At 70.8% G+C, this 18679-nt stretch carries 19 protein-coding genes; 13 read left to right on the forward strand and 6 right to left on the reverse strand.

From position 1 onward, the window contains the following. The first annotated feature begins 59 nt into the window (after window positions 1-59). The 3 genes from rfbD to OQ789_RS21470 are packed head-to-tail and all read left to right on the forward strand — an operon-like array spanning window position 60 to window position 2937. A complete protein-coding gene (gene rfbD / locus OQ789_RS21460) occupies window positions 60-977 on the forward strand; it encodes a dTDP-4-dehydrorhamnose reductase (protein WP_324688179.1) in 918 nt (305 codons plus the stop codon). Beyond that, window positions 937-1860 (forward strand): glycosyltransferase family 2 protein, encoded by a 924-nt coding sequence (locus tag OQ789_RS21465; RefSeq protein WP_324688180.1) that lies wholly within the window; start codon window positions 937-939, stop codon window positions 1858-1860. Before rfbD ends, OQ789_RS21465 begins: the two co-directional genes overlap by 41 nt. After that, entirely contained in the window at window positions 1861-2937 is a 1077-nt protein-coding gene (locus OQ789_RS21470; protein ID WP_324688181.1) for an NDP-sugar synthase, read from the forward strand. 115 nt (window positions 2938-3052) lie between these two features. Here OQ789_RS21470 and OQ789_RS21475 read toward each other — a convergent pair whose 3' ends face one another. From OQ789_RS21475 to cofD, 4 genes are read right to left on the reverse strand one after another with little or no spacing between them, the layout of a single operon-like run. Beyond that, entirely contained in the window at window positions 3053-3589 is a 537-nt protein-coding gene (locus tag OQ789_RS21475) for an NUDIX domain-containing protein (protein WP_324688182.1), read from the reverse strand. Beyond that, on the reverse strand, window positions 3586-5160 hold the full coding sequence (locus OQ789_RS21480) for a class I SAM-dependent methyltransferase (RefSeq protein ID WP_324688183.1): 1575 nt from the start codon (window positions 5158-5160) through the stop codon (window positions 3586-3588). Before OQ789_RS21480 ends, OQ789_RS21475 begins: the two co-directional genes overlap by 4 nt. Before the next feature lie 10 nt (window positions 5161-5170). Then, window positions 5171-6523 (reverse strand): coenzyme F420-0:L-glutamate ligase, encoded by a 1353-nt coding sequence (locus OQ789_RS21485; RefSeq protein ID WP_324688184.1) that lies wholly within the window; start codon window positions 6521-6523, stop codon window positions 5171-5173. Beyond that, a complete protein-coding gene (gene cofD, locus OQ789_RS21490; RefSeq protein ID WP_324688185.1) occupies window positions 6520-7521 on the reverse strand; it encodes a 2-phospho-L-lactate transferase in 1002 nt (333 codons plus the stop codon). The genes OQ789_RS21485 and cofD overlap by 4 nt, the downstream gene beginning before the upstream one ends. A gap of 425 nt (window positions 7522-7946) precedes the next feature. On the opposite strand from cofD, the gene OQ789_RS21495 reads away from it, so the two are divergent. Further along, complete coding sequence (locus tag OQ789_RS21495; protein ID WP_324688187.1) at window positions 7947-8285, forward strand: WhiB family transcriptional regulator; 339 nt, start codon at window positions 7947-7949, stop codon at window positions 8283-8285. Between the two features lie 54 nt (window positions 8286-8339). Here the strand turns inward: OQ789_RS21495 and OQ789_RS21500 are convergent, their stop codons facing one another. Next, window positions 8340-8762: a metallopeptidase family protein gene (locus OQ789_RS21500; protein ID WP_324688189.1), complete on the reverse strand. Its 423-nt coding sequence runs from the start codon at window positions 8760-8762 to the stop codon at window positions 8340-8342. A 187-nt stretch (window positions 8763-8949) separates the two neighbouring features. On the opposite strand from OQ789_RS21500, the gene OQ789_RS21505 reads away from it, so the two are divergent. The 4 genes from OQ789_RS21505 (at window position 8950) to manA (ending at window position 13211) form a co-directional block, all read left to right on the forward strand. Further along, entirely contained in the window at window positions 8950-9402 is a 453-nt protein-coding gene (locus tag OQ789_RS21505; RefSeq protein ID WP_324688190.1) for a DUF3499 domain-containing protein, read from the forward strand. Window positions 9403-9489: 87 nt separating this feature from the next. Then, window positions 9490-10896 carry a phosphomannomutase/phosphoglucomutase gene (locus OQ789_RS21510; RefSeq protein ID WP_324688191.1) on the forward strand — a complete coding sequence of 469 codons (1407 nt, stop codon included), beginning with the start codon at window positions 9490-9492 and terminating at the stop codon, window positions 10894-10896. Next, window positions 10893-11975, forward strand: coding sequence for a TobH protein (locus tag OQ789_RS21515; RefSeq protein ID WP_324688192.1), 1083 nt, complete (start codon window positions 10893-10895; stop codon window positions 11973-11975). The genes OQ789_RS21510 and OQ789_RS21515 overlap by 4 nt, the downstream gene beginning before the upstream one ends. 9 nt (window positions 11976-11984) lie before the next feature. After that, window positions 11985-13211: a mannose-6-phosphate isomerase, class I gene (gene manA, locus OQ789_RS21520; protein ID WP_324688193.1), complete on the forward strand. Its 1227-nt coding sequence runs from the start codon at window positions 11985-11987 to the stop codon at window positions 13209-13211. Here the strand turns inward: manA and OQ789_RS21525 are convergent. Next, window positions 13189-14574, reverse strand: coding sequence for an oxidoreductase (locus OQ789_RS21525; RefSeq protein ID WP_324688194.1), 1386 nt, complete (start codon window positions 14572-14574; stop codon window positions 13189-13191). The genes manA and OQ789_RS21525 overlap by 23 nt on opposite strands. A gap of 99 nt (window positions 14575-14673) precedes the next feature. Between OQ789_RS21525 and OQ789_RS21530 the strand changes: the two genes are divergently transcribed. From OQ789_RS21530 to OQ789_RS21550, 5 genes are all read left to right on the forward strand, one after another. Then, a complete protein-coding gene (locus tag OQ789_RS21530; RefSeq protein ID WP_324688195.1) occupies window positions 14674-16194 on the forward strand; it encodes an amino acid permease in 1521 nt (506 codons plus the stop codon). A gap of 104 nt (window positions 16195-16298) precedes the next feature. After that, on the forward strand, window positions 16299-17549 hold the full coding sequence (locus OQ789_RS21535) for an alkane 1-monooxygenase (protein WP_324688196.1): 1251 nt from the start codon (window positions 16299-16301) through the stop codon (window positions 17547-17549). Then, on the forward strand, window positions 17546-17731 hold the full coding sequence (locus tag OQ789_RS21540; protein ID WP_324688198.1) for a rubredoxin: 186 nt from the start codon (window positions 17546-17548) through the stop codon (window positions 17729-17731). The genes OQ789_RS21535 and OQ789_RS21540 overlap by 4 nt, the downstream gene beginning before the upstream one ends. Then, window positions 17728-17910 (forward strand): rubredoxin, encoded by a 183-nt coding sequence (locus OQ789_RS21545; protein ID WP_324688199.1) that lies wholly within the window; start codon window positions 17728-17730, stop codon window positions 17908-17910. The genes OQ789_RS21540 and OQ789_RS21545 overlap by 4 nt, the downstream gene beginning before the upstream one ends. 80 nt (window positions 17911-17990) lie before the next feature. Next, window positions 17991-18587 carry a TetR family transcriptional regulator gene (locus OQ789_RS21550; protein ID WP_324688236.1) on the forward strand — a complete coding sequence of 199 codons (597 nt, stop codon included), beginning with the start codon at window positions 17991-17993 and terminating at the stop codon, window positions 18585-18587. The last annotated feature ends 92 nt before the right edge of the window (window positions 18588-18679 follow it).

Raw genomic sequence — 18679 nt, forward strand, 5'->3', positions numbered from 1 at the left:
CGGCCCCCGCGCGCCCCGGGCATGGGTGCTGCGCTTTCGGGGCGTGCCAGACTCGAACCATGTCTGTCAGGATCGTGATCGCCGGCGCCGGTGGGCAGCTGGGCGGCTATCTGACCTCGCTCACGGCACGTCAGGGCCGTGATGCAGTCGCGCTGACGTCGTCGCAGTGGGACATCACCGACGCCTCGGCGGCCGAGGGGATCGTGCGGCCCGGTGACGTGGTGATCAACTGCGCGGCCTACACCGACGTCGACGGCGCCGAGACCGACGAGGCGCGCGCGTTCGCCGTCAACGAGGCCGGACCCGGGCACATCGCCCGCGCCTGCGCGCGGGCCCGCGCGCACCTCATTCACGTCTCCACCGACTACGTGTTCAACGGGGACTTCGGCGGCGCGCCGCCGCGGCCGTACGAGCCCACGGATCAGACCGCGCCGCAAAGCGTGTACGCGCGCAGCAAGGTCGCGGGGGAGCGGGCCGCGCTCGCGGCGCTGCCCGAGGCCGTCATCGTCCGCACGGCCTGGGTCTACACCGGCGGCGCCGGCAAGGACTTCGTCGCCGTCATGCGCAGGCTGGCGGCCGGGGACAAACCGGTGGACGTGGTCGCCGACCAGACCGGGTCCCCAACCTACGTCGGCGACCTGGCCGCCGCACTGCTGCAGATCGCCGACGACCGCGTGCCCGGCCCGATCCTGCACGCCGCCAACGACGGCGCCTGCACGCGGTTCGAACAGGCCCGCGCCGTCTTCGAGGAATGCGGCGCCGACCCGGAGCGGGTGCGGGCCGTCACCACCGCGCAGTTCCCCCGCCCCGCACCCCGGCCGGCCTACTCCGCGCTGGCCGCAGGCCAGTCCGTCGCGGCGGGGATGCGGCCCCTGCGGCCTTGGCGCCCTGCGCTTGTCGCGGCGCTCGCCGCCTCTCAAACCAACGCGGCCAGCGATGCCGCGGCCGATCGACCGTTACCCTCTACGCGTGGCTGACGTCCTGCCGGTCGTGACGGTGACCTACTCGCCGGGTCCGCACCTGGAGCGCTTCCTGGCCTCGCTGTCGCTGGCCACGGAGCGCGAGGTGTGCGTGCTGCTGGCTGACAACGGCTCCACCGACGGCACCCCGGAGGCGGCCGTCGAGCGATATCCCAACGTGCGGCTGTTCCACACCGGGGCGAACCTCGGCTACGGGACCGCGGTGAATCGCGCCGTCGCACAACTCGACCGCGACGCCGAGTGGGTGATCGTCGCCAACCCCGACGTGCAGTGGGGCCCGGGCAGCATCGACGAGCTGCTGGACGCCGCACCGCGCTGGCCGCGGGCCGGCGCGCTGGGCCCGCTGGTCCGCGATCCCGACGGGTCGGTGTACCCGTCGGCAAGGCACCTGCCCAGCCTGATCCGCGGCGGCATGCACGCGGTCGTCGGACCGTTCTGGAAGAGCAACCCGTGGTCGGCCGCGTACCGCCAGGAGCGGCTGGAGCCCAGCGAGCGGCCGGTCGGCTGGCTCTCGGGCTCGTGCCTGCTGGTGCGCCGGACGGCGTTCGGCGAGATCGGCGGGTTCGACGAGCGCTACTTCATGTATATGGAAGACGTCGACCTGGGCGACCGCCTCGGCAAGGCCGGCTGGCTGTCGGTCTACGTGCCCACGGCGGAGGTCCTGCACCACAAGGGCCACTCCACCGGCGGCGACCCGGCCAACCACCTGGCCGCACACCACAAGAGCACATATATGTTTCTGGCCGACCGGCATTCCGGCTGGCTGCGCGCTCCGCTGCGCTGGACCCTGCGCGCCTCGCTGGCGGTGCGGTCCCGCCTGATGGTGCGCAGCGCGATGCGCGCGTCCGGGCGGCGGAGACTGGTAGAAGGGCGACGCTGAGTGGGAATTGCAGAAGTCGACGTGGTGATCCTGGTCGGGGGCAAGGGCACCCGGCTGCGGCCGCTGACGCTGTCGGCGCCCAAGCCGATGCTGCCCACCGCGGGGCTGCCGTTCCTCACCCACCTGCTGTCGCGGGTCGCCGCGGCCGGGCTCGAGCACGTCATCCTGAGCACGTCGTATCAGGCCGCGGTGTTCGAGGCCGAGTTCGGTGACGGCTCCAAGCTGGGCCTGCAGATCGAGTACGTCACCGAGGAACGCCCGCTGGGCACCGGCGGCGGCATCGCCAACGTCGCAGGCCGGCTGCGGCACGACACCGCGATGGTGTTCAACGGCGACGTGCTCTCCGGCGCCGACCTGCACCAGATGCTCGACTTCCACGCGGCCCAGGAGTCCGACGTCACCCTGCACCTGGTCCGCGTGGGCGACCCGCGGGCCTTCGGCTGCGTGACCACCGAGGAGGGCCGGGTGACCGCCTTCCTGGAGAAGACGCAGGACCCGCCGACCGACCAGATCAACGCCGGGTGCTACATCTTCTCGCGCCCGATGATCGACCGCATTCCGCGCGGCCGCGAGGTCTCGGTGGAGCGCGAGGTGTTCCCCGCGCTGCTGTCCGATCGCGGCGTGAAGGTCTGCGGCTACGTCGACGCCAGCTACTGGCGTGACATGGGCACGCCCGAGGACTTCGTCCGAGGCTCGGCGGATCTGGTGCGCGGCATCGCCCCGTCGCCGGCACTGCACGGCCACCGCGGCGAGCAGCTGGTGCACGACGGCGCGGCGGTGTCACCGGGTGCGGTGCTGGTCGGCGGCACGGTCGTGGGACGCGGCGCCGAGATCGGCCCCGGTGTCCGACTGGACGGCGCGGTGATCTTCGACGGCGTCAAGGTCGAGGCCGGCAGCGTGATCGAGCGCTCGATCATCGGCTTCGGCGCGCGCATCGGCCCGCGGGCGCTGATCCGCGACGGCGTGATCGGCGACGGCGCCGACATCGGGGCGCGCTGCGAGTTGCTGCGCGGCGCCCGGGTCTGGCCCGGCGTGTCGATTCCCGACGGCGGGATTCGGTACTCGTCCGACGTGTAGGCGCTCGAGTGTGCCGGCGCTCGAGTGTGCGGCGCCGAGTTCGCCGAGCGTCACGCCAGCGTGACGCGCGGCGCCGGCGGCCACGCTAGCGTGACGGTCGCGAGCAGCCGGTGCCTTAGGCGCCCGTCGCCCGGGCGACCAGATAGGCCAGCGCGTGATCCGTCCCGTCGGGCAGGGCGCCGGTGGGCCACCACCGCAAGTCCTCGGACTCCTCGCTGATCGCGATCTGCGCGCCGGGTGGCGCGTGCGCGACGAACTGCAGATCCAGATGCCGCGTCGGCACGCCCAGCGAACAGGTCACCGGATGCACGTGCACCGCGACCAACCGCGGGTCCAGGCGCAGCCCGTCGATGCCGGACTCCTCGGTGGCCTCGCGCAGCGCCGCAGCGACGACGCTGTCGTCGTCATCGTCGCAATGGCCGCCCAGCTGCACCCACCGGCGCAGCCGGCGATGCAGGGTCAGCAGCACCCGCTCGCCGGAGTGGTCGAGCACCAGCGCCGACGCGGTGACGTGGCCGGGCACGCACTCGCGCAGGCACGCGTCGTCGCGGGCGAGCACGAAGGCCAGCACGGCGTGCCGCAACGAATCCTGCGCCGGGCCGGGGGCCTCCCAGTCGGACAGCACCGCGATCGCCGAGGACCGAACGCTCATCGGGACCCCCGCCGTCTCCGCCGCTCCCGCAACGACATCCAGGCCGCGCGGCAGTCCGCCACCGTTTCGGCAGGCAACCCGAGGCCGTCGATCAGCACGCGGCGGTCGACGATGTCGAGCGCCTTCTCGAGTTCGTCGGCCTTCAGCAGCAGGTCCACGTCGCAGGCGAGTTCGGCATCGGCGTGCGCCGGTGGGGGAATGGGCAGCTGCTCGGCTTCGCGCGGCTCCAGTTCCAGCACGCCCCCGCCGTAACTGCGGCCCATGATCTCGGCGAAGGCGAACGTCACGCTGTTGTGGAACGCCGCGGCCAGCGCTGCCGGCTCCATACCGCCGGCCAGACGCACCCGGTGCACGGTGTCGGTGCTGGTGGCCGCGGCGGCGTTGACGGTCAGCCGCGGCGCGCGGTGGACCTGGCGCAGCAGGAACAGGTCGGGCACCCACAGCGACGGCGTGGCCCACCAGGGCGTGCGGATCGAGCACTTGTAGCCGCGGTGCACCCCGGCGGCCTCGCCCGCGCGGATGTGGGCCCGCACCGCCGGATCGGCGGGTTCGTGCGGCGCGTCGAGCAGCCAGGTGCGGTGCCCCGCGACGAGATCGCTTGCCCGGCAATCGGCGTCGTAGATGAGCCCGGACAGCTGGGCGCTGCGCGAGACGAGCGGGACGCAGTGCGGCCGCAGGCCCAGTTCGCCGGCCTGGGTGTCGGTGAGGGTGAAGAAGGCGTTGCGCCCGGTCACGATGCCGACGTCGACCTCGGCGACCGACCCGAGCCGGGTCAGGGCGCCCGAACCCTTGAGGCCGCGCAACAGCCGGACCGCGGCCGGGTCCAGGAAGTATTTGGTCCACTTCTCGTCGTCGTGCAAGAGCGCGGGGGCCGATTCGACGTCCAGGTCGGCGCGGGCGAGGGCGGCGGCGTCGGGCAGGTGGACGGTGCGGATGCGCGCGGGACCGGCGCCCACCACACCGCAGAACAGCACGACCTCCTGCAGGATGCCGTCGAACACCAGGCGCTCGAAGGTCAGCAGGGTGATCTCGCGGAAACGGGTGAGCAGGAAGTCGCGCAGCTGGGCGGCGTAGCCGACCTGCAGCAGCTCGGCCGGAAGCACCAGCCCCACCCGTCCGCCGTCGCGCACCAGCACGGTGCTCGCCACCACGAACGGAACCCAGGCGTTGGTCAGCCGGGTGGGCCGCAAACCCGCGCTGCGCGTCAGGTCCAGTGCCGGATCGCGCTGGGGCGACGGCCAGTTGCCGAACCGGATGTAGGGCGGGTTGCCTGCGGCCCCGTCCCAGCCGCCGGGCTCGGCGGTGGCGAGCCAAGCGAACAGGCTCCCGTCGTCGACGGGAGCGAACCGTCGGGCTTTGGCCGCCTCGTCGGCGATCAGCTCGACGCCCCGGACCTGGTCGCTGAGCCCGGCGAGCTCGCGCAGGATCGCGCCGTCGCCGCAGGAGGGCTCGACGATCCTGGGGCCCGCCGCGCGCACCCAGGCGGCCAGGAAGCGGGCCACCGGGGCGGGGGTGTAGTAGCCGCCGCGGACCTTGGCGGCCGAGGCGACCGCCTTGCCCGCGAAGTTCATGCGCTCAGTATTACCTGCGGATCAGCAGCTCGCCGGGGTCTGCCGGATCGCGCGGCCCGGCCGGGTCCGCGGCATAGCCGATCGCGATGGCGCCCAACGGCGCCCAGTCGCCGGGCAGCCCGAGCTCGGCGCGCACCAGGTCGGCGGCGAAGATCGTCGACCCGATCCAGCAGCTGCCCAGCCCGCGCACCGCCAGGGCGACCAGCAGGGCTTGCACGGCCGCGCCGACCGCCACGGTGAACATGGTGTGCTCGGCGTCGGTGCGGGCGGCGTCGGGGTAGGAGTGGGCGCCGTCGGGCACCAGGAACGGGATGACGACTTCCGGCGCGTCGTAAAGGATCTGGCCGCGCGCCACCCGGCGGTCTATGGAGTCGGCGGGCCGGTCGTCGCCGGCGAGGTCGGCGCGCCACTTGTCCTTCATGCGGTCCAGCAGCCGGGTGCGGGTGGCCGGGGTGCGTAGCCAGACGAACCGGACCGGGCGGGTGTGGTGCGGGGCCGGTGCGGTCAGCGCTTCGGCGACGGCGGCCTCCACCAGATCCGCCGGCACCGGCTCGCCGCTGAACCGGCGTACCGATCGGCGCAGCAGCTGCGCCTGGCGGCGGCCCATCTCGACGGCCTCGGCGGTGCCGAGCCAGAACAGGTCGTCGGTGCCCGCCCGCAGCAACTGTCGCGCGGTCGAGCCGTCGTCGGTCACCGACAGGCCGCGCACCACCGCCACGGGCATCGCGGTCAGCTTGCCCTTGACCAGATCGGCGGCCGCGGCGATCTCGTCGGCGACCGCCACCTCGGTGACCAGCAGCTCGTTGCCGTGCTTGTCGACGGCCCCCGAATAGCCGTGCAGCACGGCCAGACCCGCCGCGCCCACGGCTGCGTCGGTCTGGCCGTTGCGCCAGGCGCGCCCCATCGTGTCGGTGACGACCACGGCGACCTCGACGCCGAGCCGGTCGCGCAGCGCCGCCCGCAGCGCTGCGGCGCTGCCGTCGGGATCGACCGGCAGCAGCGCCAGCTCGTCGCGCCCGACGTTGGATCCGTCCACGCCCGCGGCGGCCTGCACCAGCCCGATCCGGTTCTCGGTGATCAGGGTCCGGCCCTTGCGGGCGAGCACCCGGACGGCTTCGTCGTCGACCAGCTTGCGCCTCAGCCGGTCGCGCTCCTCGGGATCGCGCGGCGCCGGCACCAGGCGGCCCTCGCACTTGGACACCACCTTGCTGGTGACCACCACGACGTCGCCGTCGCGCAGCCATGGTGCCGCCGCGGCGACGGCCGCGCCCAGGTCGTCGCCGGGCCGGAACTCGGGCAGCCCGGCGACGGGCAGGATTTCGAGGGCGGCGGCGCTGCCGTGCTCGTGGCCGGTGGGACTCACAGCCTCACCCCCGCCAGCTCCAGCCCGGCACCGACCATCTCGGCCGTCGCCGTCGGGTCGGTCATCACCAGCGGCACCGGGCGCACCGCGACGCCGTCGATGTCCGCCGAGTCGCCCTCATGCACCAGCCAGCCGTCCAGGATGCCGGTGCCCCGGCGCGCGCCGTAGTGGCGGCCGACCGCCTCGGCGGTCGACTCGACGCCGATCACCGACAGGCAGGCATCGGCCATGCCGCGCAATGGCTTTCCACCGATGATCGGCGAGTAGCCGACGATCGGCGCGTGCGCGGCACGCAGCGCGCCACGCACGCCGGGGATGGCCAGGATGGCGCCGACGCTCACGACCGGGTTGGACGGCGCCAGCAGGATGACGTCGGCGTCCGCGATGGCCGCCGTGGCATCGGTTGTGGCGGTCGCCTTTTCGGCGCCGACGAAGGCGAAGCTGTGCGTGGGCACCTGGGCCCGGTAGCGCACCCACCACTCCTGGAAGTGGATGGCGCGCCGGCTGCCGTCGTCGGGATCGGTTATCACCACGTGGGTCTCGCACCGGTCGTCGCTGGCGGGCAGCAGCCGCGCGCCGGGCTGCCAGCGGTCGCACAGCGCGGTGGTGATCTGCGACAGGGGGTAGCCGGCGTTGAGCATCTGGGTGCGCACCAGGTGGGTGCCCAGGTCACGGTCGCCGAGTCCGAACCAGTCCGGCTGCACCCCGTAGCGCGCCAATTCCTCTTTCGCGTGCCAGGTTTCGTCGCGGTGCCCCCACCCTCGCTCCGGATCTACACCTCCACCTAAGGTGTACATGCAGGTGTCCAAATCGGGGCAGACCCGCAGTCCGTGAATCCAGGCGTCATCGCCAACGTTGACGATCGCCGTCAGCTCGTGACTGCCGGGCCCGGTGTCCGGGCGCCGTCGCGATTGAAACTGACCGAGCCCGAACAGCTGTTGAACCCCCAGCAGGAAGCGGGCGCCGCCAACCCCACCGACCAGAACGGTGACCTTCACAGTGCACGACAGTACTGCCCGCGGACGACGCCGCCGCGGGCCCGTTGGGGGTGGCTGAAAGTTGCGGTTTGCCACCGCTTGTGGGCCACCGGCGGGAAGGGCCGGCGGGCCCGCGTGATGGCCGCGTGATGGCCGCGCGATGGCACTGTGATCGACACGCCGACGGCTCAAGACAACAGAAACGCCGAAAATTGATCACGAGATGGTATGGAAATGCGCCGTAATGCTTGACCGGACAGGTTCACCCGTGTCTAATCACATCAGTGTCATTTCCCGGTTGGCCGGCCGACTCCGGTGTCGCAGACCGAGATTCGATCACTTGTTCGAATTGTCTGTACATCAGAACAGTGGGAAATCAATCACTCTCTCTCCATCAAGCTGAGGAGGCGGACGACCGTATGTCATACGAAACAATTCGAGGTGCCATGGCGAGCACGCCGCACACCGACATCGACCCGGCACTGGACCGCCCCGCTCGGCCGCATCTGACCGTGGTCCCTGATGCCCCAATCGCATTCGAGCCCGAGCCCTTTCCGGAGCCGGCCGCCGACCAGTGGCAGGACCGGGCGCTGTGCGCCCAGACCGACCCGGAGGCCTTCTTCCCGGAAAAGGGTGGCTCTACCCGCGAGGCCAAGAAGATCTGCCTGGGTTGCGAGGTGCGGCACGAGTGCCTCGAGTACGCCCTCGAGCACGATGAGCGCTTCGGCATCTGGGGCGGATTGTCCGAACGCGAACGCCGGCGCCTCAAGCGCGGCATCATCTGACGCACACCGATCGCAACGCACGCCGGGCGGTCAACGCTTGACGCGCAACGGAAGTCAGTCGTCGTCGATCGTCGGGTCGATGACCGACGGCTCAACATCGAGATAGATCGCGACCTGGGCCACCAGGATTTCGTGGAGCAGGTCGCCGAGTTCCAGGGTATCTTTGGCCCGCCGCTCAATTGGCTTGCGGAACAACACAATTCGTGCCCGCGTGGAGTTGCCGCGGACGTCGACGCCGGCCGGGATCAACCGCGCCAGCGGAATCGGCCCATCCGCGATCACCTCGGGCGGCCACTGCACACTCTCGGGATCCTTGGCCGAGATGCGCGGAATCTCGTCGACCGCCACGTCGAGGTCGGCCAGCCGCTCCTGCCAGCCCCGCTCGATGGGCTCGTAGGCCTCCAGCACCGCCATGTCGAACCGCTCGGCGCGGCTGCGCCACCCCGGAACGGTCGGCGGCAACAGCGGGCCGCGCATATCGCGGCCCCTACGGAAGAGTCGATGGGTCGCGGCTCGGCGTGAGGCCGATCCGTCGGAAAACCGATCTCTTCGCGGGGAGCTGCGCGAATCGCCCACGCGCCGATGGTAACGGTTGCACATCGAGGGCCGCGGCGTTGCGCGTGTCCGGCGCTTCGGCGGCGTTTGCGCGCGATAGCCTTTCGGCGTGAACGTTCCCCGTCGCTGTTGCCGGCCCGGGTGCCCGCACTACGCCGTGGCGACCCTGACGTTCGTCTATTCGGACTCGACGGCAGTCGTCGGTCCGTTGGCGACCGCGCGGGAACCGCATTCCTGGGATCTGTGCGTCAACCACGCCGGCCGGATCACCGCGCCCCGCGGGTGGGAGCTGGTGCGCCATGCCGGACCCCTTGTCTCTGAGCCCGCCCACCCCGACGAGGACGACCTGGTCGCCCTGGCCGATGCCGTGCGCGAGGGCGGCAAACATCGCGTGCCCTACGCCGCCGGCGCCGCGACGCCGGTGAGCGGCTTCGCCGATACGCACGTTGCGCACGGCGGGGCCCAGGCGACCGCGCCCAGCAGCCACCTGCTGGCACCGCCCGAGCATCGCTCGGGGCGGCGCCGCGGACATCTGCGGGTGTTGCCCGATCCCGCTGACTAGTGGTGCAGGTAGTTCGCACCGCGGCGGCTCCGGTTCTGAATGCCCGATAGGCTGACGGCCAAGAGTTCACGTCGTCAGGAGTTCCGCATGTCCCGGCCCGCCGCGACCGTCCACCGTGTCGTCAAGGCGTACGACGTGCGGGGGCTGGTCGGCGAAGAGCTCGACCCGCCGCTGGTCACCGATCTCGGCGCGGCCTTCGCCAAACTGATGCGCGCCGAAGGCGCCCGCCAGGTCGTGATCGGCCACGACATGCGCGACAGCTCGCCCACGCTGTCCGCCGCGTTCGCCGCCGGGGTGACCGGCCAGGGACTGGACGTGGTGCGCATCGGCCTGGCGTCCACCGACCAGCTCTACTTCGCCTCCGGGTTGCTGGACTGCCCCGGCGCGATGTTCACCGCGAGCCACAACCCGGCGGCCTACAACGGCATCAAGCTGTGCCGGGCGGGGGCCAAACCGGTCGGCGCCGAGACCGGGCTGCGCCTCGTCGCCGACGACGTGATCGCGGGCGTCGGCGACTACCACGGCGAACCCGGAACCGTGAGCGATCGCGACGTGCTGGCCGACTACGGGACGTTCCTGCGGTCGCTGGTGGACACCTCCGGGCTGCGCCCGCTGCGGGTGGCCGTGGACGCCGGCAACGGCATGGCCGGTCTGACCACCCCCGCCGCGCTCGGCCCGATCGACTCGATCACGTTGGAGCCGTTGTATTTCGAGCTGGACGGCTCGTTTCCCCATCACGAGGCCAACCCGCTCGACCCCGCCAACCTGGTGGACCTGCAGGCCCATGTGCGCAAGACCGGCGCCGACATCGGGCTGGCCTTCGACGGCGACGCCGATCGCTGCTTCGTGGTCGACGAGCGCGGCGACCTCGTGTCGCCGTCGACGGTGACCAGCCTGGTGGCCGCGCGCGAGCTGAGCCGGGAGATCGGCGCGACCATCATCCACAACGTGATCACCTCGCGTGCGGTGCCCGAACTGGTCGCCGAGCGCGGCGGCACACCGCTGCGGTCCCGGGTGGGCCACTCCTATATCAAGGCGTTGATGGCCGACACCGGCGCGATTTTCGGTGGCGAGCATTCGGCGCACTACTACTTCCGCGACTTCTGGGGCGCCGACTCCGGGATGCTGGCGGCACTGTACGTGCTGGCCGCCCTCGGCGAGCAGGACCGGCCGCTGTCGGAGATCACCGCGGACTACCAGCGCTACGAATCGTCCGGCGAGATCAACTTCACCGTCGCCGACGCCGGCCACTGCACTGAAGCGGTGCTCAAGTCGTTCGGCAGCCGGATCCACTCCCTCGACCACGTGGACGGCGTGACGGCGGACCTGGGCGACGGCAGCTGGTTCAACCTGCGCAGCTCCAACACCGAGCCGTTGCTGCGGCTGAACGTGGAGGCGCGCACGGCCGAGGACGTGGCCGCGGTGGTCGCCCAGATCAGCACGGAAATCAGCGCGGCCTCGGTCGCCGCGGCGGGCGTGAAGGCCGAGCCGTGAACGCCACCCGGGCAATCGATTTGGAGGACACCGAGGGCCTGCTGGCCGCCGACCGCGACGGCCTGCTGCGCGCCGCGTCGTCGGCAGGCGCCCAGGTGCGCGCGGTCGCGGCCGCGGTCGAGGAGGGCGCGCTGCAGGCGGTGCGCGCCGACGACCGTCCGCGCAGCGTCATCTGGGTGGCCGGGCGCGGTACCGCCGAGACGGCCGGGACGCTGTTGGCCGCCACGCTGGGGGCGACGGCCTCGCAGCCGTTCACGCTGACCGGCGAGGCGCCGCCGTGGGTGGGCCCGCTCGATGTGCTGATCATCGCCGGCGACGACCCCGGTGATCCCGCGCTCGTCGCCGCCGCCGCGACCGGCGTGCGTCGCGGCGCCCGGGTGGTGGTGGCGGTGCCGTACGAGGGCCCGCTGCGCGATTCCACCGCGGGGCGCGTGGCGGTGCTGTCGCCCCGGCTGCGGGTGCCCGACGAATTCGGCGTGTGCCGGTTTCTGGCCGCGGGGCTGGCCGTGCTGCACGCCGTCGACCCGCGGCCGAGCATCGACCTGGCGTTGCTGGCCGACGAGCTGGACGCCGAGGCGCTGCGCAACAGCGCCACCCGCGAGCTGTTCACCAACCCGGCCAAGACCTTGGCCGCGCGGATTGCCGAGAGCCAGGTGGCGCTGGCCGGCGACGGCGCCGCCACCCTGGCGCTGGCCCGGCACGGCAGCTCGGTGCTGCTGCGGATCGCGCATCAGGTCACCGTGGCGACCTCGCTGGCCGACGCCGTCGTCGCCCTGCGTTCGTTGGCCGGCGCCGGTTTCGGGGATCGCGACGCCGCCCTGTTCCACGACGAAGAGATCGACGGGCCGCGTCCGCAGCGGCTGCGGGTGCTGGCGCTCGCGCTGGCCGACGAGCGCACGGTGGTGGCCGCCCGGCTCGCCGGATTCGACGACGTCGACCTGGTTGCGGCCGGGGACGTGCCCGAGGGCCTGGACCTCGCCGCCGATGCGGCCGGTGCCGGGCGCCCGGAACAGCAACTGGCAGTATTGGCCGTCCGGCTGGAAATGGCGGCGGTTTATCTGCGACTGGTGCGGGGATAGATACACACAGTGGAACTGCTTCGCGGGGCCTTGAGAACGTACGCCTGGGGGTCGCGTACGGCCATCGCCGAATTCACCGATCGCCCGGTGCCGGCGGCGCATCCGGAGGCCGAGCTCTGGTTCGGGGCGCACCCGGGCGATCCGGCGTGGCTGGAGACGGACAGCGGCGAAGTCACGTTGCTCGAGGCGTTGGTCGACGACCCCGAGGGCCAACTCGGCCCGGCGTCGCGGTCGCGCTTCGGCGACGTCCTGCCCTTCCTGGTCAAGGTGCTGGCCGCCGACGAGCCGCTGTCCCTGCAGGCCCACCCGAGCGCCGCGCAGGCGGCCGAGGGCTACCTGCGCGAGGAGCGGGTCGGCATCCCGCTGAACTCGCCGGTGCGCAACTACCGAGACACGTCGCACAAGCCCGAGCTGCTGGTGGCGCTGCACCCGTTCGAGGCGCTGGCCGGATTCCGTCAGGCCTCGCGCACCGTCGAGCTGTTGCGGGCCCTGGCCGTCTCCGACCTCGACCCGTTCATCGAGCTGCTGAACGACCAGTCCGACGCCGACGGGCTACGCGCGCTGTTCACCACGTGGATCACCGCGCCGCAGCCCGACATCGACGTGCTGGTGACCGCCGTGCTGGACGGCGCCATCGCGTACCTCAGCTCGGGCGCGACCGAGTTCGCGGCCGAGGCCAAGACGGTGCTCGAGCTCGGCGAACGCTATCCCGGTGACGCCGGCGTGCTGGCGGCGCTGCTGCTCAACCGCGTCAGCCTGGCCCCGGGCGAGGCCATCTTCGTCTCCGCCGGCAACCTGCACACCTACCTGCGCGGGTTCGCGGTCGAGGTGATGGCCAACTCGGACAACGTGTTACGCGGCGGCCTGACCCCCAAGCACGTCGACGTGCCCGAGCTGCTGCGCGTGCTGGACTTCACGCCCACCACCGAGGAGCAGCTGCGGCCGCCGATCCGCCGCGAGGGGCTCGGGCTGATCTACGAGACGCCGACCGACGAGTTCGCGGTCGCGCTGCTTGCGCTCGACGCCGAATACGTCGGGCACGAGGTGGACGCGACGTGCAGCCACGACGGACCGCAGATCCTGTTGTGCAGCCAGGGCTGCACGACGGTGCACGGCAAGTCCGGCTCGCTGACGCTCAAGCGGGGGATGGCCGCCTGGGTGGCGGCCGACGACGCCCCGATCCGGCTGGTCGCGCACGAACCCACCAAGCTGTTCAGGGCGACGGTGGGGCTGTGAGCATCGCCCGCCGCTCGTTGCCGGCCTGACGCCGTCCGCGGAGCCATAGCCGCAGGTTGTGCGCCATCGCGCGGCCGATGATCCGCGGCGGCGGAACCATGTAGAGGCTGTCGAGCAGCGAGAAGCGCCGCAGGAACCATTCCGCGAGTACGGGTTCGGTCTCGGCGGCGCCCAGGAATTGGTCGAACAGCGCCCCCGACGGCCGCCACCACCAGGGGATGCGCCCCTTGGTGCCCGCGTGGTGGAAGGTGACGTCGCCGATCCCGTTCATCGTCCACACCGGGAAAGTGCTCTTGGCGGTCGCCCGGCTCAGCGCCGCGGCAACCTGGTCGTCGGGCAGTCGCAGCGCGCGGCGCAGATGCCCCGCCTGCAGCGAGGTCATCGTCATGCCCTGGCCGAAGGTGGGATTGAAGCTGGCCACCGCGTCGCCGAAGGGGAGGATTCCGGCCGGCAGCCGCTTCAGCTTATCGTAGCGGCGCCACTTGCTGGCCGGGAACGCGTGAAACGCGGGTTCGCCCAGCGGCTCGGCCCGGGTCAGCGCCGTGTTGACGTGGGCCGGTAGCAGCCGCTGTGCCAGCTCGAGCATCTCGGGAAAGGCCCGGGGCGGCTTGGCGTTTGCCACGCCGAAGGTGGTGAGCACCCAGCTGCCGTCCTCGTAGCAAAGCATGCCCAGTCCCAGCGACATGTCGTGCGAGGCACCCGCGACCACCACCTTCTCCGCGATCAGCCCTTCGGGGATGCGGAACCGCTGGGTGGCGTAGTGGATGCCGATGTCCATCTCCTGTTCGACCGGACGGGCGAATCCCCAGTCGGCCAGCCACACCGGCAGCCGGGTGCCGCGGCCCGCGGCGTCGACGACCAGGTCCGCTCCCACGAATTCCGGGTCCTCGCGCTCGGCTTCGGCCGGGTCGAGCAGCACCCCGGTCACCCGCTGTCGCCCGCGGTCGAACCGCGGCTCGGCCACCGAGCGCCGCGCCACGGTGACGTTGTCGAGGCCGCGCACCCGGTGGCGCAACTGCCATTCGAGGTGGGGCCGGCTGGGCACGTAAGCGGTGAACTCGTCGCGCAGGGTGTGCCCGGTGCCCAGAACGTGGCCCGCGGCACCCAGGTGAATGCAGTCGGGCCGGTTCTGCAGCTTGGGCACGCCGGCGGCCACCATGTCGTCCAGCAGGCCGGGAAAGAGGGACTCGAACTCGTTCGCGCCGCGCGCCATCAACATGTGCAGGTGCCGATCCTGTGGCACGGTCGCGCGGTTCGCCGGGCGATCCGGCAACTCGTCGCGTTCGTATACCGTCACCCGCGAATAAAATTCCGAAAGCACCCGCGCCGCGCAAAGTCCGGCGATGCTCCCCCCGATGACCACGGCATGATCCCTGGCCGTTGCTCTGCTATCCGGCATTTGCGGGGAGTACCCAGTACTGTGACGGACCAATGGCTCCCAGCGCTGGGAAAGGGCGAATGCATGGCCAATCGATGGCGGACCAAGTCGATCGAGCAATCAATCGCCGACACCGACGAGCCGGACACCAAGCTGCGCAAGGACCTGACCTGGCGGGACCTGGTGGTGTTCGGCGTGGCGGTGGTGATCGGCGCCGGCATCTTCACGGTCACCGCGTCGACCACCGGCGACATCACCGGGCCGGCCATCTGGGTGTCGTTCGTGATCGCGGCGGGCACCTGCGCGCTGGCCGCGCTGTGCTACGCGGAATTCGCCTCGATGCTGCCGGTGGCAGGCAGCGCCTACACCTTCTCTTATGCCACCTTCGGTGAGTTCCTGGCCTGGATCATCGGCTGGAACCTGCTGCTGGAACTGGCGATCGGGGCCGCCGTGGTGGCCAAGGGCTGGTCGAGCTATCTGGGCACGGTGTTCGGGTTCGCCGGCGGCACGGCGAAATTCGGCTCGACGCAGGTCGACTGGGGGTCGTTGGTGATCGTCGCGGGGGTGGCGACGCTGATCGCGCTGGGCACCAAACTGTCGTCGCGGTTCTCCGCGGTGGTCACCGCGATCAAGGTGTCGGTGGTGCTCTTCGTCGTGGTGGTCGGCGCCTTCTATATCAAGCGCACCAACTACTCGCCGTTCATCCCGCAGCCGGAAGCCGCCAGCACGGCCAGGGGCATCGACCAGTCCGTGCTCTCGCTGCTGACCGGCGCGGGCAGCAGCCACTACGGCTGGTACGGCGTGCTGGCCGGGGCGTCCATCGTATTTTTCGCGTTCATCGGGTTCGACATCGTCGCCACCATGGCCGAGGAGACCAAGAATCCGCAGCGCGACGTGCCGCGAGGGATCCTCGCGTCGCTGGGCATCGTCACCCTGCTCTACGTCGCCGTCGCCATCGTGCTGTCCGGCATGGTCTCCTACACCCAGCTCAAGACGGTCGGGAACCACGGGCAGGCGAACCTGGCCACCGCGTTCACCGCGAACGGCATCCACTGGGCGAGCAAGATCATCTCCATCGGCGCGCTGGCCGGGCTGACCACCGTGGTGATGGTGCTGATGCTCGGCCAGTGCCGGGTGCTGTTCGCGATGGCGCGCGACGGGCTGTTGCCGCGGTCGTTGGCCAAGACCGGCACGCGGGGCACCCCGGTGCGCATCACCGTGCTGGTCGCCCTGGTGGTGGCCGTGACCGCGTCGGTGTTTCCCATCACCAAGCTCGAGGAGATGGTGAACGTCGGAACCCTGTTCGCGTTCGTCCTGGTCTCGGCCGGCGTGATGGTCCTGCGCCGGACCCGGCCGGACCTGGAGCGCGGATTCAAGGCGCCGTGGGTGCCGGTCCTCCCGATCGCCTCGATCGCCGCGTGCCTGTGGCTGATGCTCAACCTCACCGCGCTCACCTGGGTCCGGTTCGGGGTGTGGCTGGTGGTGGGCACGGCGATCTACGCGGGTTACGGCTATTGGCACTCGGTGCAGGGCCGGCGCCGGGAGGAGGGGACCGCCGAGCGCGGTGACGTGGTCGAGGCGGGGCCGCACAGCGCGGTGCCCTAACCGTCGACCTTCTTTACAAAACTATGCCTTTTGTCTAGACAGAAGACGTAGACGTTGATAATGTCCAACCTCAACGTGGTGTGACACACAAGGAGGTTTGGCATATGACCACATTCGAATCGCAAGTCGGCCGGCAATCGGAGCCGGTGGCCTGGCGGGACAAGAAGCGTCGCCTGTGGCTGATGGGGCTGATAGCGCCGACGGCGTTGTTCGTGATGCTGCCGCTCATCTGGGGCCTGAACCGGCTCGGCTGGCCCGGCGCCGCCCAGGTGCCGCTGTGGATCGGCCCGATCCTGCTCTACGTGCTGCTGCCGGCGCTCGACCTGTTCTTCGGCCCGGACGGGCAGAACCCGCCCGACGAGGTGATGGAGCGACTGGAGAACGACAAGTACTACCGCTACTGCACCTACCTCTACATTCCGTTCCAATACCTCAGCGTGGTGTTGGGCGCCTACCTCTTCACCGCCTCCAACCTGCACTGGCTGGGCTTCGAGGGCGGGCTGAGCTGGGCGGGCAAACTCGGCCTTGCGCTCTCGGTCGGGGTGCTCGGCGGCGTGGGCATCAACACCGCGCACGAGATGGGGCACAAGAGGGAGTCGCTCGAGCGTTGGCTATCCAAGATCACCCTGGCGCAGACCTGCTACGGGCACTTCTACATCGAGCACAACCGCGGCCACCACGTGCGGGTGTCCACCCCGGAGGATCCGGCGTCGGCCCGCTTCGGCGAGACGTTCTGGGAGTTCTTGCCGCGCAGCGTGTTCGGTGCCCTGCGTTCGGCGGTCGGACTCGAGGCGCAGCGGATCCGCCGGCAGGGGCGCAGCCCGTGGAACCCGAAGACCTACCCGTCCAACGACGTCCTCAATGCCTGGTTCATGTCGGCGGTGCTGTTCGCCGCGCTGATCGCGGCCTTCGGGGTGAGCGTGATCCCGTTCCTGGTCATCCAGGCCGTCTTCGGCTTCAGCCTGCTCGAGGCCGTCAACTACCTCGAGCACTACGGGCTGCTCAGGCAGAAGACCGGCAGCGGCCGCTACGAGCGCTGCGCGCCGGTGCACAGCTGGAACTCCGATCACATCGTGACCAACCTGTTCCTCTATCACCTGCAGCGGCACAGCGACCACCACGCCAACCCCACCCGCCGCTACCAGACGCTGCGCAGTATGGCCGGTGCGCCCAACCTGCCCAGCGGATATGCGTCGATGATCTCGCTGACGTACGTCCCGCCGCTGTGGCGCAGGGTGATGGACCACCGGGTGCTCGAGCACTACGACGGCGACATCACCCGCGTCAATCTGCAGCCCCGCCTGCGCGAGAAGCTGCTGACCCGCTACGGCGCTCCCGAGGCGGCCCGGGCATGACCAGCTACCGCTGCCCCGGCTGCCACTACACCTACGACGAAGCGAAAGGCGAACCGCGGGAAGGCTTTCGGCCGGGCACGCCCTTCGGCGACATCCCCGACGACTGGTGCTGCCCCGACTGTGCGGTGCGCGAGAAGGTCGATTTCGAAAAGACGGACAACTGGACAGGAGTGAATCAATGAGTGACTACAAGCTCTTCATCTGCGTGCAGTGCGGATTCGAGTACGACGAGGCCAAGGGCTGGCCGGACGAGGGCATCGCCCCCGGCACCCGCTGGGACGACATCCCGGAGGACTGGAGCTGCCCGGACTGCGGCGCCGCGAAGACCGACTTCGAGATGGTGGAGATCGCCCGCTCGTGATCGACGCCGCGGAAGGGCCCGCCACGCTGGAAAGGACCGCTGCACACGCGCGAGCCGCTATTGTCGCGCCTGTGAAGCGGATGCCCTACGCCGAAGCGTCGCGGGCCCTGCTGCGTGACTCCGTGCTCGACGCGATGCGCGACCTGCTGGAAACCCGCGACTGGTCGGCGATCACGCTGTCCGACGTGGCCCGCGCCGCTGGCATCAGCCGGCAGACCATCTACAACGAGTTCGGCTCGCGGCAAGGCCTGGCGCAGGGTTACGCCCTGCGCCTGGCCGACCGGCTGGTCGACGCCGTCAACGCCGCGCTTCAGGCCAACGTCGGCAACATCTATCAGGCGTTCCTGCAGGGCTTCCGCGACCTGTTCACCGAGCTGTCGGCGGACCCGCTGGTGATCTCGCTGCTCACCGGCGTGGCCAAGCCGGACCTGTTGCAGATCATCACCACCGACAGTGCCCCCATCATCAACCGGGCCTCCGAACGGCTGACCACGGCGCTGACGCAGAGCTGGGTAGCCACCAGCGACGAGGATGCCGGCGTGCTGGCGCGGGCCATCGTGCGGCTGGCGCTGAGCTATGCGTCGATGCCGCCCGAGGCGGATCACGACGTGGCGGCGGATCTGGCGCGGTTGCTGACGCCGTTCGCCGAGCGTCACGGCGTCATCAACCTTCCCTGAGCCGTTCCCTGCTCCGAGGTGCGCGCCGGCCCGCGACTACAGTGGCGCAAGAACATACCTAAGCTAAATACCGCTTGGATCCGAGCGAGCCG

Origin of the sequence: Mycobacterium sp. 94-17 (assembly GCF_035617725.1) — a bacterium.
In the GTDB taxonomy this organism is placed as follows: domain Bacteria; phylum Actinomycetota; class Actinomycetes; order Mycobacteriales; family Mycobacteriaceae; genus Mycobacterium.

What these genes read in the sequence shown, in the direction of transcription:
- rfbD (WP_324688179.1), top strand. Translation starts at nt 60, where the DNA reads ATGTCTGTCAGGATCGTGATCGCCGGCGCCGGTGGGCAGCTGGGCGGC.
- OQ789_RS21465 (WP_324688180.1), top strand. Translation starts at nt 937, where the DNA reads ATGCCGCGGCCGATCGACCGTTACCCTCTACGCGTGGCTGACGTCCTG.
- OQ789_RS21475 (WP_324688182.1), bottom strand. Translation starts at nt 3,589, where the DNA reads ATGAGCGTTCGGTCCTCGGCGATCGCGGTGCTGTCCGACTGGGAGGCC.
- OQ789_RS21480 (WP_324688183.1), bottom strand. Translation starts at nt 5,160, where the DNA reads ATGAACTTCGCGGGCAAGGCGGTCGCCTCGGCCGCCAAGGTCCGCGGC.
- OQ789_RS21495 (WP_324688187.1), top strand. Translation starts at nt 7,947, where the DNA reads ATGGCGAGCACGCCGCACACCGACATCGACCCGGCACTGGACCGCCCC.
- OQ789_RS21500 (WP_324688189.1), bottom strand. Translation starts at nt 8,762, where the DNA reads ATGCGCGGCCCGCTGTTGCCGCCGACCGTTCCGGGGTGGCGCAGCCGC.
- OQ789_RS21510 (WP_324688191.1), top strand. Translation starts at nt 9,490, where the DNA reads ATGTCCCGGCCCGCCGCGACCGTCCACCGTGTCGTCAAGGCGTACGAC.
- OQ789_RS21530 (WP_324688195.1), top strand. Translation starts at nt 14,674, where the DNA reads ATGGCCAATCGATGGCGGACCAAGTCGATCGAGCAATCAATCGCCGAC.
- OQ789_RS21535 (WP_324688196.1), top strand. Translation starts at nt 16,299, where the DNA reads ATGACCACATTCGAATCGCAAGTCGGCCGGCAATCGGAGCCGGTGGCC.
- OQ789_RS21540 (WP_324688198.1), top strand. Translation starts at nt 17,546, where the DNA reads ATGACCAGCTACCGCTGCCCCGGCTGCCACTACACCTACGACGAAGCG.
- OQ789_RS21545 (WP_324688199.1), top strand. Translation starts at nt 17,728, where the DNA reads ATGAGTGACTACAAGCTCTTCATCTGCGTGCAGTGCGGATTCGAGTAC.
- OQ789_RS21550 (WP_324688236.1), top strand. Translation starts at nt 17,991, where the DNA reads ATGCCCTACGCCGAAGCGTCGCGGGCCCTGCTGCGTGACTCCGTGCTC.